Source organism: Citrobacter sp. 506 (assembly GCF_050434985.1).
GTDB lineage: Bacteria > Pseudomonadota > Gammaproteobacteria > Enterobacterales > Enterobacteriaceae > Citrobacter > Citrobacter braakii.
Map to the genome: position 1 here is coordinate 868,771 of NZ_JBNDJN010000001.1, position 17,650 is coordinate 886,420.

Genomic DNA, 17,650 nt, shown 5'->3' on the forward strand with positions numbered 1-17,650 from the left:
ACGTTAACTATTTGTTGCGGCCGATGTAATGCCAAAACAGCACAAAAAATCAAATCACATGTTTTGGATCAATATTCATCTCTGATATGCACAAAAAAGCCCGCATCTCTGCGGGCTAGTGTTTGACACGCAGTGGCATCAGAACTTGTAGGTAACACCCGTTGAAATCAGACCCGTCCAGGATTTATCCACCATCGGGCTGTCTGTCACTTCATCAGACAGGCGGGTATAACGCGCAGTACCGTATACGCTCCAGTTGCCCAGGAAGTTATAGTTTGCGCTGAGCTCCAGATACGGGTTCCAGGAGCTTTCAGGATCGTAGCTACGCAAGCCGCTACGGGCAGATTCATGGCGTGAAACACCATAATAGTATTCATTCTGGTTTTCACTGTTCCACTCGACACCAATCCCCGGAGTCAACGTCAAACCGCCATTGGTATAGCGGTATAACCACGCCAGATCCCATACAATACCATTGCTGTTATCCAGCGTATCGCCTGCAAGGCTGGTACGCAGGAAACCGTATTGCGTGTTGTGAATGTAAGAAAGGCCAGCCATCATGGTGCTCTTACGTTTATCCAGACTACGCAGACGGTTGTCGTCGCTGTCACCCGGTTTGAAGTACATTGGCGACCAATAGGCCATCACCGACAGCTTATCGGTATCGTCATTCCACAGGTAGTAACCACCGCCCAGACCATGGAACCAGAAGTTATCGCTTTCATAACTCACAACCGGGACCGGGTAAACGTCACTGTCGTAATCTTTGTAAGGGTGCTCAACCACACCAACGCCTGCGCCCAGCGTCAGGTTGCTCTCTGCCTGTGCGACGTTAGCGGAAGTGGCAATAAGCACGCTAAGTGCCAGAAGTTTGAGTTTGGTCACAGTCAATAATTCCTTATTTAAATGTGTAGCGGTCAAAGTTTAACCGTTAATACGCTTCAGCCCAACTATTTTACGGATTCACCCCAGAATGTAACCCCCTAATTTCTCAGCGAGTGATGACATTTTGCTTGCAGGACAGTGAACACTGCATGAATCCTGCCCCATTTATTTACAAAAGATGTGCTTTTTTTGCGGATGAGTTATTGATATGCCATTGAAATTCATTTGCGCACACAGGCAAGTTTTGCAAATGCCATCTACGCTTAATTTTAGAAGGTGTATCACCGAATACGTTGATCTCCTGACCACCACAATGGCATGAGAGTTGCTTATTTCTTCAGCAGCGACGTCGTTCAGTTTACCTCTTCAGGGGCCTCTACTATTCATATGAACGGCTCTTAACATGTGCTAAAAAAACGAAAGGACGGCATACCATGAATATATTCGATCACTATCGCCAGCGTTATGAAGCTGCCAAGGACGAAGAGTTCACGCTGCAGGAGTTTCTTACCACTTGTCGGCAAGATCGCAGCGCTTATGCCAATGCGGCAGAGCGGCTATTAATGGCTATTGGTGAGCCTGTCATGGTCGACACTGCCCACGAACCTCGTCTTTCTCGACTCTTTTCGAATCGGGTGATTGCACGATACCCCGCCTTTGAAGAGTTTTACGGCATGGAAGAGGCCATTGAGCAGATTGTTTCTTATTTGAAGCATGCGGCTCAGGGTCTGGAAGAGAAGAAGCAGATTCTGTATCTGCTGGGGCCTGTGGGAGGGGGGAAATCATCTCTTGCTGAGCGATTGAAGTCGCTGATGCAGCGAGTACCGATTTATGTCCTGAGCGCCAACGGCGAACGTAGCCCGGTAAACGATCATCCGTTATGCCTGTTTAACCCACAGGAAGACGCGCAGATCCTGGAAAAAGAGTATGGGATCCCGCGTCGTTATCTCGGTACGATCATGTCGCCCTGGGCTGCAAAACGTCTGCATGATTTTGGCGGGGACATTACAAAATTCCGCGTTGTTAAAGTCTGGCCGTCTATTCTGGAGCAGATCGCTATCGCCAAAACGGAACCTGGTGATGAAAACAACCAGGATATCTCTGCGCTGGTCGGGAAAGTGGATATTCGTAAACTCGAACACCACGCCCAGAACGATCCTGATGCCTACGGTTATTCGGGCGCACTGTGCCGCTCAAACCAGGGGATTATGGAGTTCGTTGAGATGTTTAAAGCACCAATTAAAGTGCTGCATCCTCTGCTGACCGCAACCCAGGAAGGAAACTACAACGGCACAGAAGGTATCTCTGCCTTGCCGTTTAACGGAATTATTCTCGCCCACTCGAACGAGTCCGAATGGGTGACGTTCCGTAATAATAAAAACAATGAGGCGTTCCTTGACCGTGTTTACATCGTCAAAGTGCCTTATTGCCTGCGGATCTCCGAAGAGATCAAAATTTACGAAAAACTGCTTAACCACAGTGAGCTGACCCATGCGCCTTGCGCACCGGGCACGCTGGAAACGCTCTCTCGCTTTACCATTCTTTCTCGCCTGAAAGAGCCTGAGAACTCGAGCATTTACTCGAAGATGCGTGTTTACGATGGGGAAAGCCTGAAAGATACCGATCCAAAAGCGAAGTCCTATCAAGAGTATCGGGATTACGCCGGGGTCGATGAGGGAATGAACGGTCTTTCGACGCGTTTCGCGTTTAAGATCCTCTCACGCGTGTTTAACTTTGACCACGCCGAAGTGGCAGCTAACCCGGTGCATCTGTTCTACGTACTGGAGCAGCAAATCGAGCGCGAACAGTTCCCGCAGGATCTGGCAGAACGTTATCTTGAGTTCCTGAAAGGCTATCTGATCCCGAAATATGCTGAGTTCATTGGCAAAGAGATCCAGACGGCTTATCTCGAATCCTATTCCGAATATGGACAAAACATTTTCGACCGTTATGTCACTTATGCGGATTTCTGGATTCAGGATCAGGAGTATCGCGACCCGGATACCGGTCAGCTGTTTGACCGCGAGTCGTTGAACTCAGAACTGGAGAAAATTGAGAAACCGGCGGGTATCAGTAACCCCAAAGATTTCCGTAACGAGATCGTCAACTTTGTTCTGCGTGCCAGAGCGAATAACAGCGGTCGCAATCCAAACTGGACCAGTTACGAAAAACTGCGCACGGTCATTGAGAAGAAAATGTTCTCCAATACCGAGGAGCTGCTGCCGGTCATTTCGTTCAACGCCAAAACCTCAACTGACGAGCAGAAAAAACACGACGATTTTGTCGACCGGATGATGGAAAAAGGCTACACGCGTAAGCAGGTACGTTTACTGTGCGAATGGTATTTGCGCGTACGTAAATCGTCTTAAAAAAAGTGCCCGGAGGCGCATACGCTTGCCGGGCCTACAATACACATCCGTAGGCCGGATATGCTCAGCGCATCCGGCGTTACTGATGTAGCATAAAGTTGGCAAATGCAGTACGGGGGGCTTATGACCTGGTTTATTGACCGGCGTCTTAACGGCAAAAACAAGAGCACGGTAAACCGCCAGCGCTTCTTACGCCGTTATAAATCGCAAATTAAACAGTCGATCTCCGAGGCCATTAACAAGCGTTCGGTGACTGATGTGGATAGCGGCGAATCTGTCTCTATTCCGACTGATGATATTAGCGAACCGATGTTCCATCAGGGGCGTGGCGGCTTGCGCCATCGCGTGCATCCGGGTAACGACCATTTTGTGCAGAACGACCGCATTGAACGCCCGCAGGGCGGCGGCGGCGGTTCAGGAAGCGGACAAGGCCAGGCCAGCCAGGATGGCGAGGGTCAGGATGAGTTCGTCTTCCAGATCTCTAAAGATGAATATCTCGATCTGTTGTTCGAAGATTTAGCACTTCCTAACCTGAAGCAGAATCAGCAGCGTCAGTTAACGGAGTACAAAACGCACCGGGCAGGTTTCACCTCTAACGGCGTGCCTGCCAACATTAGCGTGGTGCGCTCCCTGCAAAACTCACTGGCGCGCCGCACAGCGATGACGGCTGGTAAGCGTCGCGAACTGCATGCGCTCGAAGCGGATCTGGAAACCATCGCGAAAAGTGAACCAGCGCAGTTGCTGGAAGAGGAACGGTTACGCAAAGAGATTGCCGAACTACGGGCAAAAATCGAACGCGTGCCGTTTATCGACACCTTTGATTTACGCTACAAGAATTATGAAAAACGGCCCGATCCTTCCAGCCAGGCAGTGATGTTCTGTCTGATGGACGTCTCCGGTTCAATGGATCAGTCGACCAAAGATATGGCCAAGCGTTTTTATATCTTGCTGTATCTGTTCTTGAGTCGGACCTACAAAAACGTGGAAGTGGTTTATATTCGCCACCATACCCAGGCGAAAGAGGTGGATGAGCACGAGTTCTTCTACTCTCAGGAAACCGGGGGAACCATTGTCTCCAGCGCGCTGAAGTTAATGGATGAAGTGGTAAAAGACCGTTACGACCCGGCTCAGTGGAACATCTATGCCGCACAGGCCTCGGACGGTGATAACTGGGCGGATGATTCCCCGTTGTGTCATGAGATTCTGGCGAAAAAACTGCTGCCGATGGTGCGATATTATAGCTATATCGAAATCACCCGCCGCGCGCACCAGACCTTGTGGCGTGAATACGAACATCTGCAATCAACGTTTGAAAACTTTGCGATGCAGCATATCCGCGACCAGGATGATATTTATCCGGTATTCCGTGAGCTTTTTCACAAACAGGGCGCGTCAGTGAAAGATTAACTGAATCAGCACCATCCTGATAAACGACAATCCCAGCAGACGCTGGGATTGTCAGAATTCACTCAGGGAACTTCAAAGGTTACGGTAGCCGTCGCGCTAAAATCGCCACCACCAGATGGCTTGGTATCTGTCGTCATCGTCGGGTAGGCATAAAACGTCGCCATTGCCTTATTGCCAATGACCTCTGCTCCTTGCAAATTATCACCACCTAGCTTAACAGGCGTATTTCCTGAAGAATCGCTGGTGATTTTCACCCCCACCCCATCAATGGTGTTCCCATTGCTGGGTTTCGCGACCAGCACGCCATCCAGCCCTGAACCACTGCTGGCTGAGGTCGGTGAAATTGACCATTTCATCGCACCGTAGGTATCGCCAATGTCTCGTTTACAGGAAAATGTCAGGATTGTGGGTTTTGGCGTATACCCCGATGGTTTTCCCCCTTTCGTCGTAAACGTCGAACTGACGATGTTACCCAGAGGCACTTCCAGAACGACGGGACCATTACTAATTTGGCAGGACTGATCCATCCTCAAAGTACCTGATAAAAAAAAGTGAAAATAGTCATAGCCTTGGCTACCAACAACACTTTTCGAATAATCGCGGGCAGCGGACCAGCTATCAGTTGAATACGCTGAATGGATCTTGCCCCTGGCAATCTCTATACCGGTGAACGTTATATCATTGGTCGGTATTTTAGGCATATAAAAATAGATCGTACCATTACGCCCGGAAACTGAACCACGTTGATTGATATCAATAGTAAGACTACAAGTATAAAGATCTTCTGTATTGTTCCACGTGTTTACACAATCGGAGTAACTACTCATGGTCTGTATCTCCGTCACCGAGTTATTATGTTCCAGGTAGGGTACAAAATAGTAACTCATGGCGTCTGCTGTATTGTCGTAGATACCTTGTCTAATAGCGACATAGAGAGGAATGTTACTCCCTACGTCTGTACTTACCTTATAATATTTAATACCGCCAAACGTTGTGGTACTGGACGTGTCTACTGCACTTGTGAAATCAACTTTAAAAACCTGAGGACCGAAAATATTCAACGTATTAATTTTGTTCGGAAATCTCCAATTCATAGCACCTGAAGGGGAACTAAATTCTGTCTGCTCGGCCAGCGAGCCGACAGTGCCGGTAAAAAGCTTATCCACCTGCATGGTGTAGTTAACATTTGGCACTCCCCCATTTAGGGTTGCAGAGGCTGTTACCGCAGAGGCATTTTCTGAAACAATATATAAACAGACTGCGGGTATCAGTAAAGAATAGTGACAACTACGTAGTTTTGATCTAATCAACTTAATCATAAAATGCACTCACTAACAATGTGGCTGTCACCTGCCCGGCGGTGATTGCGGTTCCCGCTTGCATATATCTGACATAATAATCACGCGGTGTCGCCAACGGAGCCTGAGGGGTAATCGGATACGTCAGAAGGCGACTCTGACCCGTATTATCTAACACGTTCTGATTATCCCGCTGGTCAAATACCGCAAAGCCCACGCCGTTATCAATACGTTGACCAGAACCGTCGACGGCCTGATTGGTAAATATGCCGGGCGCGGCTTTACCATTACTCGCCAACGCATCGAAGCTAATGCGAATGTTCGACGCGGTTATCGGAGACAATATACAGTTTTCAACTATCAACGAAAAATTTTTACTCAGGGAAGAGAGCCGTTGTTCTGAAAATTCCCCTACACCGATGGGTGATAAAAACAATACATCACTATTGAAACGGACATCGCAGGTTGTTTGAATTAGTTCACCGCCAAAATTTAAGCCATACCCACTACCGTCAGCAATAATACCGTCCGCCGCGACAGCATTCCCAGGCATAAAGTAAGGTGTCATCAGAAAGGCTAATGAAATAATTCCCTTTCTTTTCATTATCAACTCACTCACGGTAAACGCTCCAGAATATTCATATCAGATTAAAAAGCGCACGGCATACACGCTACCGCGCGCTTTTATCGGTATTACTCGTAAGCAATATTTACATAAGCAGATGCGCTAAGATCTTTACCCGCACTGTTGGTATTGACAGCGGCAGAAGTGTTAAGCAGTGAGTTTTTAGTCACTACCATTTTGGCATACAGCGGTAATTTATAGGTTTCACCTGTCTTGGTCAGGTTGGCAAGCTCGAAATATTCTAATTCGCCAGCTTTCATGCTAATGGCTTCAAGATTCGATGTTGTTGTTTGATCTTTGAAAATGGCAAAACCAAGGCCAGATAATGCATTAGCATTAAGCGGATCCACGAAAGACGCCGCGGTACCGTTAAAACCATACCCTGAAAGTGCTGTACCGACAAAATCTAGTGAAACACGGGTAATACCGCCACCACAACCCGTCAATTGTATGGACACATCTTTTACCGGAGCTGCTGTAATAACAGTATTGTCTGCTTTGCCCACAATATCGGATGCGTTGATGTTACCAAAAGCAATATCTGTCCCCCCCGCCATACCGGTAAATGCAGCACTACAGGTTGGCTGGGTCAGCGTTCCTTTGAACGTTAAATCAACAGTTGCATCTGCTGCCAGAGCAGAAAGCGGTGCGCAAAACAGAACCGCAGAGATAATTTTTTTCATTGTAAGCGTCCCTTTCTTACTGATAAGTAATATTTACAACAGCGGTGGAGTTCAGAGAACCTGAAACCATGTTGCTATACGCTGCAACGGTCGGCACGATAGTGGACTTAATATAAACACTCCGTTGTGGCGCAAATTTATCTGTGCCAGTATTCACCGTTTGGTTATCTGCCTGCATCGGATAATAGGTCCCCGTTGAATCGTCTTTCACCTCGGTCTTGAACGCCACACCTGTCGCACCACCGGTGGCAGGGATAACCCATTTACCTTTATAGGCACCAGCGGCAATATCAGTAGTACTGGTGGAACTCAAAGAAAGGGTCATGTTGTTTACAGCGACACAGTTATTCAGTTTGAATGACTGCTCAATATTCCTTGTCCCGGCAAATGCCACAACAGGCGTCACCTCGCCAAAATCATATACCAGCCCTTCAGTCCCCGTACTCAGGGTACAGGTACCACGATTAATATGGGTGCTTGCCGTAAAGTCGACTCGTTCAGCCAGTGCGGAACCACTCAGCATCACTGCGCACAGCAAACCTGAAATAAGTGCGGCTTTCCTACCCGCCAAATGCTTATTCATAATCATTCCTTTTTAATTTTAGAGAGTTTTTTACTCTCAAATAATTTGGCAGAAAATATCCTGCCCCTCATACGACAAGAGTGTTATAAGGCGAACACCCGCGCCGCATTTGAAAGAGTGTGTTGCACAACCCCGCTAGCGGGTATTAGTCATAAACAATATTTGCGTAAACATCTGCTTTAAGATCTTTTCCCGCACTGTTGGTATTAACAGCGGCAGAAGTGTTAAGCAGTGAGTTTTTAGTCACTACCATTTTGGCATACAGCGGCCAGGTATAAACTTCGCCCGTTTTGGCCAGGGTCTCCAGTGACAAAACGGTCGGTTCACCTGCTTTATCCGCACTAACGTAAACCGCATCATCAGTCGAGGTAGAGTCGGCATTTTTGAGTAATGCGACCCCCAGACCTGACTCTCTATCACTGGTATCACGGAAATTTACCGCTTTACGGACAAAGCCATAACCTGAAGTGGATGCACCAACAAAATTGACTTTAATATTAGTGATACTATTACAGCCAGAGAACTTCAGAGAGACGTTTTTGACTGGCGCAGCTGGAACAATCGTCCCTTCCGCTTTCCCCACGATATCAGATGCATTGAGGCTGCCAAACGCAATATCCACACCACTAGAACCAGTAAAAGAAGCCGTACAGGTTGGTGCGGTCAGTGTTCCTTTAAAGGTTAAATCAACCGTTGCATCAGCCGCCAGAGCGGAAAGCGGTGCGCAAAGTAACATTGCAGAAATAAGTTTTTTCATTGGTCGCCGCTCCCCTTACAGATAAGTAATATTTAAAACAGCGGCAGAGCTCAGAGAGCCTGAAACCATAGCCGAATACGCGCTAACTGTCGGAACGATAGTTGTTTTGATATAAACGCTCCACTGTGGTGAAAATTTTTGCTCGCCAGTATCCAGCGTGTTGTTATCAGCCTGCAGCGAATAATATGTCCCCGTTGCACCATTTTTTACTTCGGTCTTAAACGCCACACCTGTCGCGCCACCGGTAGCCGGTGCAACCCATTTCCCCTGATAAGTCCCGGAGGCGATATTGACCGTACTGGAAGAACTCAGAGAAACGGATATGTTGTTGACAGCAACACAGTTTTGCAGATTAAATGACTGCTCAATGTTCCTTGTCCCGGCAAATGCCACAACAGGTGTCACCTCGCCAAAATCATATACCAGCCCTTCAGTCCCTGAACTCAGGGTACAGGTACCACGATTAATGTGGGTACTTGCCGTAAAGTCGACTCGTTCAGCCAGTGCAGAACCACTCAGCATCACCGCACACAGGGAACCCGTAATGAATACTGATTTCCCTTTTAATTTGAATTTATTCACTAAAAACTCCTTTTTTAATTAAAGACATCAATGCTGATGTGGCTTAACTTAACGATGATGTTATTAATCACAGATTACGTTATCGACAGACAACGTCTTACTGTTGATATCTTCCTGAGTCGTTTCAGGTAACTGATAATTAAACCGACACTGTTCTTCGGTGTTATCGCCCCAGATAACAGATAACGTCCCGGACTGCTCTATTCCTCGAGTAAAGGCACGACCACCTTGTCCAACCGTGCCCACGACCTCATTATTTTCATTAAATATCTCAGACCCCAGAGGAATATTTTTACCATTTTTCAAACTAAGACGGAAAAATACCGAGCGACGATCGTCCGTAGCGAAAGGAACATAAATAATAGCCCCTGCACGCGGAACAACTTTCGTCGATGTCTCTTTTAATTCGGTATCCTGTTCCATTTTCGATGGATCGATACTCACATCATTAAAGCGGTAAGGTGACAGGCTAGAAACATAGGCATACCCGGCACTGTTAATTCGCGCAGCCCTGTCACCCATCGCCAGTGCGCCTTTCGCACCTTTCGCCTCAATCAATGCAACAGGCGTGTCACCGTTAATGGTTCGTCCGAAAGTTACGCCGCCCTTGTGAATTAAAACCCCACCGCTGCCGTTCACAGACATCTGACGGCTGTTCTCTGTATCGGCAGATATGTTCCCCCCCCAGCTACCGTAACGGGTATCCCAGGAGGCATTCGCCCCAATATTCTCAATCTTATTATCGTCGTAGCCGTTGCGGCGATAACTTGCGTTGACGCCATAGTTCATGCCTGCATCCTGGTTATAACCCGAGGTCGAGGTCGATAAATTACTGTCTCCCTTGCTGCTTCGGGTATAACTGGTGTTCAGGTAATCAAACAGCGGCGCTTTATCACCGGAACGATCGCCAAGCGGTATAGAAAACGACAAATAAACCTGATCGTCTTTCTCATTACCGTCAGTGTAGTAACGGTTAACGGAAACGCTATAGCTGACTTGTCCCAGAGAGTTGCTGTAACCCAACTGATAACTTTTCTCTTTGCGCCCTGAACGCCAATACTCTGATAGCATCGCTGAAGAATAAAATGAGCCCCATCCATTTTCCAGCGACTGGTTGACGTTGAGTTGTACCTGTGACTTGAGGCGATCCTCCAGGTCCATCCAGTCGGTTTCCGATAGTCGATCCACTGCCTCACTCAGCGTATAGAAATCTTTTGTCGAATAACGGTAAGCCGCAATATTGAAACTGGTATTTGTCGAGGAGATAAAACTGTTGTATTTAATCCCCACACTCTGCCCTTCCCGGCTGCCTTCTTCCGCTGACAAATGCGACTGTGTCAAGTCTATTGAGACTGCACCAATCGGCGTATTCAGCGCCACCCCGCCGAGAGCAGAGTAGTAGCCCGACATATATTCAGCACCAGTATATAAAGACAGATAATTATTCAGACCGTATTGCCAGGTTCCCTGGGTGACAACAGGTTTCTCTGCGCTGCTCGATCCGTTATATTCCCCCACCGCCAGCGAATAAAGGCTGACCCCTGGGTAAAGCAGCTGCCCACTGCCATTGAAAGGTATAATCAACTGACGCGTCCGACCGTCCGCCTCCTGAATCGTAACGTCAAGCTGTTCGCTGGAGCTGATCGGATTATAATCGTCAATCGAAAATGCTCCCGGCGGCACGGTTGTTTCTAATATTTTAGTGCCAGCCTGGCTGATAATAATTTTCGCATTCGACTCCGCAACCCCACGAATAACCGGACGGAAGCTGTTCAGGGAGTCTGGCAGCATTCGCGTGTCGCTGCTCAGCGTCACGCCGCGTAATGGAAACCCATCAAAAAAGGTGCTGCTGCTATAGATCTCACCGACCCGTAGCCGTGACTTCAGCGGCGCGACATCGTGTTCCACGTACAGGTTCGAACTGTCGAACGTTGTTCCACTGTCTTTTGTGTAGTTCGCGTCGCCACGGACACGGACGCGCCAGCCCAGTAAATTCAGTCCACCATCAAGGCCGACCCAAGCGCTATCAGAGCTAACCCCACTGTAACTTGAACGATAATAACTGGTGTTATAACCGACAAACGCCGCGTTAACGCCGTCATCCCAGAGCGTATCCGGCACTTCATCAGGACGTGTTGCCAGTACCATGGCCTGTGGAATATTCAGCATAAAACGCTGATCGTTGATATCCATTTTCCATTTAGCCTGGGGGATCAGGATTTTCAGCGAAATGCAGCTTTCCGCCTCTGCGCCAGAAACATTAATGGCACCAGGATCAACACCAAAATTCGCCAATTCTTTCAGGCTCAGGCAAGGAATTGCACGTAACGGATCTTTTGGGTTTTCATCAAACTGAATTTCAAACTTACCCATTTCGCGCTCGTTAAGTACAACGGTTGCGTAATGCTTCCCGGCGGTAACAGGGTTTCCTTTGGAAAAACGGCTAACGTCTATTGGCTGATTAGATAAAAAGATATTACTAAATTCTACCTCTTCATCTTCAGTACCGATTTCCTCACTTTCTTTATTTTCTTCTTTTTCCTGCACATTAGAATTTTCTACTGATGATGCAGGCGAAACACTATTTTGTGCAGGGGTTTCAGTAGCATTCGCTGTCCCGACAACATTCAATAAAATAAATGTGCTAGCAATACTCGACAAACGAAAACGATCGCTAATTAACATATCCATAGAAAAACCCGAACGTTCCATCGTGAAAAAATACTATTTGATAACAGCAGTACCCTCTACATCGTTACCATAATCCGAAATATAGCTATACGTCAGATTGGTTCCTACAGCTGCTTTAAACGTTTTGTTATCAAATGTGAACTTTTCCGTTGCAAAAGGTGCAACCATTCCTGGCTTCGCCGAATTATTACCAACTTTCATCATGTTGAAGGTCAGATAATAAGGGGAGTTATTTTTTGCAACTAATGTGCCATTTTCCGCACGCCATTCAACCTTACCTGCCGCATCTTGTGGTTTTACGGGTAAAGCATCTGGGCGATAAAACATCTTAATCCGAGTACGAAATGCCAGTTGTAATTTATTATTGCCAGCAGCCTCACCTTTTGCTTTTGGCGGAACCTCTAACACGTTCAGATAATAAATACTTTCACGATCTTTCGGCAAACTGGCGTCCATTTTAGAAATACGCAGCGTCTGGCCTTTCTTCGCATCAATACGTGACACCGGAGGTGTTAACATAAATGGCAGATCGATATTTTCCGGCGATTCCGTTGCACGACCATCATCCAACCATGACTGCACCAGCAGTGGACGCGGCCCCTCATTGGTCAGGCGAACGTTAACTTCTTTGGCTGCTTCTTTATAAATCACACGCGTGGTATTAATGACGACATCGGCCCATACAGACGAACTGAAGGCCAAAGTCGCGGCCATAATTGCAGATAAATATTTGATGGACATTTAATTTATTACTCTCTGAAAAATAAGGCGGCAATAAAAACTGCCGCCTCAGTCTTAATCAATAATTACTGGTAAACTACGCTGAAGGTAGCTACCGTTTCGATATCACCAGCGACAACATCTGTACCCGTCTGGACATAACGAGTGTTAAAACTGTAGGTCTGGGCATTCGTCTGTGTACTTTTATAATCCGCTTGATCTACAGTATTTGGACCCATCGCCAGTGTTTTGGTAGCGTCAGTGTCTTTAGTGAAGCCAATCTGCACGCCTTTAGCAGCAGTATCCATGGTATTGACGGAGTCCAGCAGGACGTTACGATAGGTGCTGGTGCCTGAATCCGCATAACCAGTAGAATCAAAGCTAACCGCAACACCGGTTTTACCGGCTGGCATCACGCAGCCTTCCAGAGTGATATTTACAGTACGCATATCTCGAGAAGCATTCATATTGGTACCATTCGCGATCGCAACAGAATCCGTCATATCCACAGCAGCAATCGGATCAATCTGCAGCAAAGTAGAAGTCGGTGCACCGTTGATCGCCACAGCACACGTTTTGTTAATGACTTCGCCATTAATACGAATCTGGCCATCAGCCGCCATCGCATTCACCGCACTTAAACCACCTGCAACCAATGCAGCAACCTGAGCAATTTTAATAATTGAACGACACATAATTCATAACTCCATTTATTTACAAAAAATATAACTAATACTTACCGTGCATTATGCTGGCGTATACAAAAGCACCACATTTTAGTTCCACTGCAGCCCGCAATAGCGGTGTAGATCAAAAACAGTAGCAAAGATTATTAAGGGTAACGCCGTGAGCACATTATTATATTAATGGATGTAAATTGCAACCAATTGACACGCTACAAAATATATATGAAAGCATTCACAAGCCGCATTTAAAATTCACTTAAAACATAGAAAAAAAGTCACACAGAAAATAAAATGATAAGTTAAAACAATTAGTTAAAGAAAACATAATATAATTTATAAATAGAAAAACCTATGACATCAATAGATGAAATACACTCTATTTTTAGGAATAAATCCAAGATCAATCGATCTCATGAATAAATTCACGAGATGAATTTAAAAAAAATATTGATACAATTACAATATAAAATATTTGAAAACAATTTTATTGTCGCAACTTATTTACCTTATCATTAATAAAACATATACATTAGGAACAATAACCACCGCCGTTATATTCCTCCCAACCCAGAACAATAAACGAGTCACTGGATGTCTGACTCTCCATTGCAAGCAATCTGCCTCTCGGCTTTTATAGATAACGTTGTTATCAGCGACCTTAGTGATAACTTCTGCCCATCTTTATGCCCGTATCAGCATGGTAAACACTCTGTTGCTTTAACGCCCCCGGACGCTGACGGGTTTTGCCCTGGCTGACTAAGAACACACGCGAATGATTTTTATTACAAAATGCCCTTCCCAGTAGCGTTAGAGCGGATGTATGGCGTGTGATAGACTGAAGTATCAGACTTACAGGGCTGTACATCATTATGCAATTGCATCATAAAGCGCTCAGGCTCTTTATCTCCGTCAGCGTCGTTGTTTTGACGTTTTCTTTTTTAGTTTATGAGCTCATTGCCAGCGATAAAGCAATGAATGCGTACATGCGCTATATCAATGAGAAAGCCGACTCATCGTTTCTCTATGATAAGTATACTAATCAAAGTATTGCAGCCCATCTGATGCGCACATTTTCATCCCCCCAGGTACCCGCTTCTATCGAGCAACAAAAAGCACTTTGCAACGCTTTCGACAGCGTTAACGGCACTCATGGGCTCAACCTCACCCAGCATAACTACCTACCATTACACGGTACGTTGCAAACCCCCACCACAAAATGTAGCGAGAAACTTGAAGACATATTTCTACTGCCCTCTTTTGACCGGGCGGTAAACGTTAATCGTGAGCAGAAAGATTACGGTCATGGTTTAGGTATGCAGGAGTATAAATTTCGATATTACGTCGATCTCAAAAATAACTACGTCTATTTCTTTGATCTGGTCGACTCGCGGAAATTTGCGATACACAACTGGTCGTTTTTGCAAAAAGGAAACCTGGGTATCAACCAGAATGACATTGACGGTATTTTCACTGGCCGCACGGTAATCTCCCGTATTTATGAAGATAACCTGACCGAGAAAAAAGTGATGAGCTTTTTAACACCGGTCTACTATGCCGGTAAGCTAAAAGGCGTGGTGATGGTGGATATCAACAAAGAGAATTTAAAGAATATTTTCTATACCAGCGACCGCCCTCTCGTCTGGCGCTATCTTAACGTGACGCTTTCGGACATCAACTCAGGTAAAGAGATACTCGTTCACCAAAGTGAGAACAACCTGTTTAGCTATGTTCACTACCAGGAGGACATGCCCGGCGGTATACGCATCACCTTATCGCTTGATTTTATGTACTTTATTGTCTCCTCCTGGAAAGTATTCGCCTTCTATCTGCTGGCGACAATACTGTTGCTGAATATGGTCAGAACGCATTTTCGGCTATATCACAACGTCACGCGTGAAAATATCAGTGACGCGATGACCGGGCTCTACAACCGCAAAATTTTAACGCCGACGCTCGAACAACGTTTACAGCAGTTGGTAAACGCGGGCACCCTCGTGACCTTTATCGCCATTGATTGCGATAAACTAAAAGTCATTAATGATACGCTGGGGCATAAGGAAGGCGATCGCATTATCACCATTCTGGCTAGAGCCATTCAAACCTCGATTCGCAAAAACGACTATGCCATCCGCCTCGGTGGGGATGAATTTTGCATTATCCTCATCGATTACCCCGCTGAATTAACGCCTCGTCTGCTGGAGAGGATTCGCTATAACTTACAAATTATTGCGCAAGATAGAGCAATCAGCTTCTCCGCAGGGATTTATAATATGCAGCCAAACGACACCATTGATGATGCCTACAAAGCATCCGATGCACAGCTCTACCTGAACAAACAGAAAAAACGCGCGGATGCGTAATCATTTTTCTGACAGGATTTTCATTGTTGTACCAGGAGTAAGTCATGACGGAAGTGAACAAAGGTAACGCAACGCATCAGCGTTTAATTTCGCTGTTGTCAGAACAAGGCGCGACGTATCGCGTGGTAAGCCATGAAGCGGTCGGCAAATGTGAAGCGGTTTCTGAAATTCGCGGTACCGCACTGGGCCAGGGAGCAAAAGCGCTGGTTTGTAAGGTCAAAGGCAACGGCGTTAATCAGCATGTCCTGGCGATTCTTTCTGCCGACCAGCAGGCCGACCTGAGCCTGTTAGCCAGCCATATCGGCGGGTTAAGAGCATCACTTGCCAGCCCGGCGGAAGTCGATGCACTGACAGGTTGCGTATTCGGCGCTATCCCACCGTTTAGCTTCCATCCAAAACTTAAGCTGGTCGCCGATCCGCTATTGTTTGAGCGTTTTAATGAAATTGCGTTCAATGCCGGAGTGCTGGAAAAATCCGTGATCATGGATACCGCAGATTACCTGCGTATCGCGCAACCGGAATTACTCCCGTTCCGCCGCGTACAATAGCCGCCCGAGTCAGGTGTAAAAACGTAGCATCGTGCATTAGCCCAAAAAAAATCATAATCATTAAAAAAAGCCTGTTCCGTCACGCGTTTACGCGTACAGTAAGCAGGCTTATTTTTTCTTTTGGCAAGGAAACTACGATGTTTGATGTCACTCTGCTGATCCTGCTCGGACTGGCAGCTCTGGGCTTTGTCAGCCACAACACCACTGTCGCTGTTTCAATTCTGGTGCTGATCATTGTCCGTGTTACCCCTCTGAATACTTTCTTTCCATGGATAGAAAAACAGGGCCTGACTGTCGGGATTATAATTCTAACCATTGGCGTCATGGCGCCGATCGCCAGCGGAACGCTCCCCCCCTCCACGCTCATCCACTCCTTTGTGAACTGGAAATCACTGGTCGCTATTGCCATCGGGGTATTCGTCTCCTGGCTTGGCGGGCGCGGTGTCACGCTCATGGGTAGCCAGCCTCAGCTTGTGGCCGGTTTACTGGTGGGTACGGTACTGGGCGTGGCGCTATTTCGCGGTGTGCCGGTGGGACCGCTCATTGCGGCAGGTCTGGTGTCATTGATTGTTGGGAAGCAGTAGCCAGTCCAGCCAGATAACGGCCTGGCGTCTGTCCCAGGCCTTTTTTGAACATGGTGATAAATGCCGTGGTCGAATCGTAACCGAGCATGTGCGCAACCTGTTGCACGTTATGACCATCTATCAGCGCCTGCAGCGCCAGAATCAATTGAAGCTGGTGACGCCAGCGGCGAAAACTCAACCCCGTTTCTTTAACGACCAGACGGGCGAGGTTCCGCTCACTCATCGCAAATACGCTGGCCCACTGTCCCAGCGTCTGCCACTGCGCGGGCTCCCGTGCCATCGTCGCGACCATTCTGCGGATTTTCGGGTGATCGGAAACCGGCAACTGCATTTGCTCCTGCGGTTGCTGCGGGAGTTCATCAAATAGCACTTGCGTCAGCCGCTGGGTAGACGGCTCCAGCCGTTGATCATCCGTTTTGGACGCCAGCGCCAGAATGAGCTCCCGACATAATGGGGCGATTTTCAGGGTGCAGCAGCGTTCAGGCATCACGACTGCCTGCGGCTCAATAAACAAAAAGCACAGTTGCGCCCCAACGGTAACGTGGTTGCTGTGTGGAATTTCACCGGGGATCCATACCGCATATTGTGGAGGCACCATCCACATGGCATTTTCAACCTCACAGGTGATCGCGCCATGCAAGGCCAGAATCAACTGCCCCTTACGGTGCTGATGCAGCGGACTGAAGAGTTCATCTTCCCGGGCCTGAATACAAAACGCCACCGCCGCATCGTGGTAAAGGTCGGGCTCATACCCATCCAGCCTCAGTCCTAACATAAAAATGTCCGTTTTTAGCGATAAACTGTCATTTTAGCTTGATTCATCCATTGAGTAAAAACGCTAAAGTATCGCCTCGCCTGACGATATGAGAAAA

At 47.1% G+C, this 17,650-nt stretch carries 15 protein-coding genes and 1 pseudogene; 5 read left to right on the forward strand and 11 right to left on the reverse strand.

Translation table 11 applies throughout. From position 1 onward, the window contains the following. Positions 1-138: 138 nt before the first annotated feature. Positions 139-885, reverse strand: coding sequence for a MipA/OmpV family protein (locus ABIE10_RS04350; protein WP_235116717.1), 747 nt, complete (start codon positions 883-885; stop codon positions 139-141). A 434-nt stretch (positions 886-1,319) separates the two neighbouring features. Here ABIE10_RS04350 and yeaG point away from each other — a divergent pair, with 434 nt between their 5' ends. Both yeaG and ABIE10_RS04360 read left to right on the forward strand, forming a co-directional pair. Continuing rightward, entirely contained in the window at positions 1,320-3,254 is a 1,935-nt protein-coding gene (yeaG, locus tag ABIE10_RS04355) for a protein kinase YeaG (RefSeq protein WP_047498919.1), read from the forward strand. 123 nt (positions 3,255-3,377) lie between these two features. Continuing rightward, the gene (locus ABIE10_RS04360) at positions 3,378-4,661 is read left to right on the forward strand and encodes a YeaH/YhbH family protein (protein WP_047498921.1); all 1,284 of its coding nucleotides are present in this window, start codon (positions 3,378-3,380) and stop codon (positions 4,659-4,661) included. Between the two features lie 62 nt (positions 4,662-4,723). Here the strand turns inward: ABIE10_RS04360 and ABIE10_RS04365 are convergent, their stop codons facing one another. The 9 genes from ABIE10_RS04365 to ABIE10_RS04405 form a co-directional block, all read right to left on the reverse strand. Then, entirely contained in the window at positions 4,724-5,980 is a 1,257-nt protein-coding gene (locus ABIE10_RS04365; protein ID WP_429154834.1) for a fimbrial protein, read from the reverse strand. After that, entirely contained in the window at positions 5,973-6,578 is a 606-nt protein-coding gene (locus ABIE10_RS04370; protein WP_047498925.1) for a fimbrial protein, read from the reverse strand. The genes ABIE10_RS04365 and ABIE10_RS04370 overlap by 8 nt, the downstream gene beginning before the upstream one ends. A gap of 74 nt (positions 6,579-6,652) precedes the next feature. After that, positions 6,653-7,267, reverse strand: a complete 615-nt coding sequence (locus tag ABIE10_RS04375) for a fimbrial protein (protein ID WP_429154837.1) — start codon at positions 7,265-7,267, stop codon at positions 6,653-6,655. Between the two features lie 16 nt (positions 7,268-7,283). Further along, positions 7,284-7,850 (reverse strand): hypothetical protein, encoded by a 567-nt coding sequence (locus tag ABIE10_RS04380; RefSeq protein WP_153690440.1) that lies wholly within the window; start codon positions 7,848-7,850, stop codon positions 7,284-7,286. 145 nt (positions 7,851-7,995) lie between these two features. After that, positions 7,996-8,607 carry a fimbrial protein gene (locus ABIE10_RS04385; protein WP_200079652.1) on the reverse strand — a complete coding sequence of 204 codons (612 nt, stop codon included), beginning with the start codon at positions 8,605-8,607 and terminating at the stop codon, positions 7,996-7,998. A 15-nt stretch (positions 8,608-8,622) separates the two neighbouring features. Then, positions 8,623-9,189: a hypothetical protein gene (locus ABIE10_RS04390; protein ID WP_153690442.1), complete on the reverse strand. Its 567-nt coding sequence runs from the start codon at positions 9,187-9,189 to the stop codon at positions 8,623-8,625. Positions 9,190-9,252: 63 nt separating this feature from the next. After that, positions 9,253-11,880 carry a fimbria/pilus outer membrane usher protein gene (locus tag ABIE10_RS04395; protein ID WP_429154840.1) on the reverse strand — a complete coding sequence of 876 codons (2,628 nt, stop codon included), beginning with the start codon at positions 11,878-11,880 and terminating at the stop codon, positions 9,253-9,255. 33 nt (positions 11,881-11,913) lie between these two features. After that, the gene (locus ABIE10_RS04400; protein ID WP_047498933.1) at positions 11,914-12,621 is read right to left on the reverse strand and encodes a fimbria/pilus periplasmic chaperone; all 708 of its coding nucleotides are present in this window, start codon (positions 12,619-12,621) and stop codon (positions 11,914-11,916) included. 65 nt (positions 12,622-12,686) lie between these two features. Then, a complete protein-coding gene (locus tag ABIE10_RS04405) occupies positions 12,687-13,295 on the reverse strand; it encodes a fimbrial protein (protein ID WP_429154842.1) in 609 nt (202 codons plus the stop codon). Positions 13,296-14,155: 860 nt separating this feature from the next. On the opposite strand from ABIE10_RS04405, the gene dgcJ reads away from it, so the two are divergent. From dgcJ to ABIE10_RS04420, 3 genes are all read left to right on the forward strand, one after another. After that, on the forward strand, positions 14,156-15,646 hold the full coding sequence (gene dgcJ / locus ABIE10_RS04410; RefSeq protein WP_016156302.1) for a diguanylate cyclase DgcJ: 1,491 nt from the start codon (positions 14,156-14,158) through the stop codon (positions 15,644-15,646). Between the two features lie 44 nt (positions 15,647-15,690). Next, the gene (locus ABIE10_RS04415; RefSeq protein WP_046275927.1) at positions 15,691-16,194 is read left to right on the forward strand and encodes a YbaK/prolyl-tRNA synthetase associated domain-containing protein; all 504 of its coding nucleotides are present in this window, start codon (positions 15,691-15,693) and stop codon (positions 16,192-16,194) included. 137 nt (positions 16,195-16,331) lie between these two features. After that, complete coding sequence (locus tag ABIE10_RS04420; protein ID WP_016152803.1) at positions 16,332-16,778, forward strand: DUF441 domain-containing protein; 447 nt, start codon at positions 16,332-16,334, stop codon at positions 16,776-16,778. Here the strand turns inward: ABIE10_RS04420 and ABIE10_RS04425 are convergent. Continuing rightward, positions 16,755-17,553: pseudogene (locus ABIE10_RS04425) on the reverse strand (AraC family transcriptional regulator). The gene ABIE10_RS04420 and the pseudogene ABIE10_RS04425 overlap by 24 nt on opposite strands. Positions 17,554-17,650: the final 97 nt, after the last annotated feature.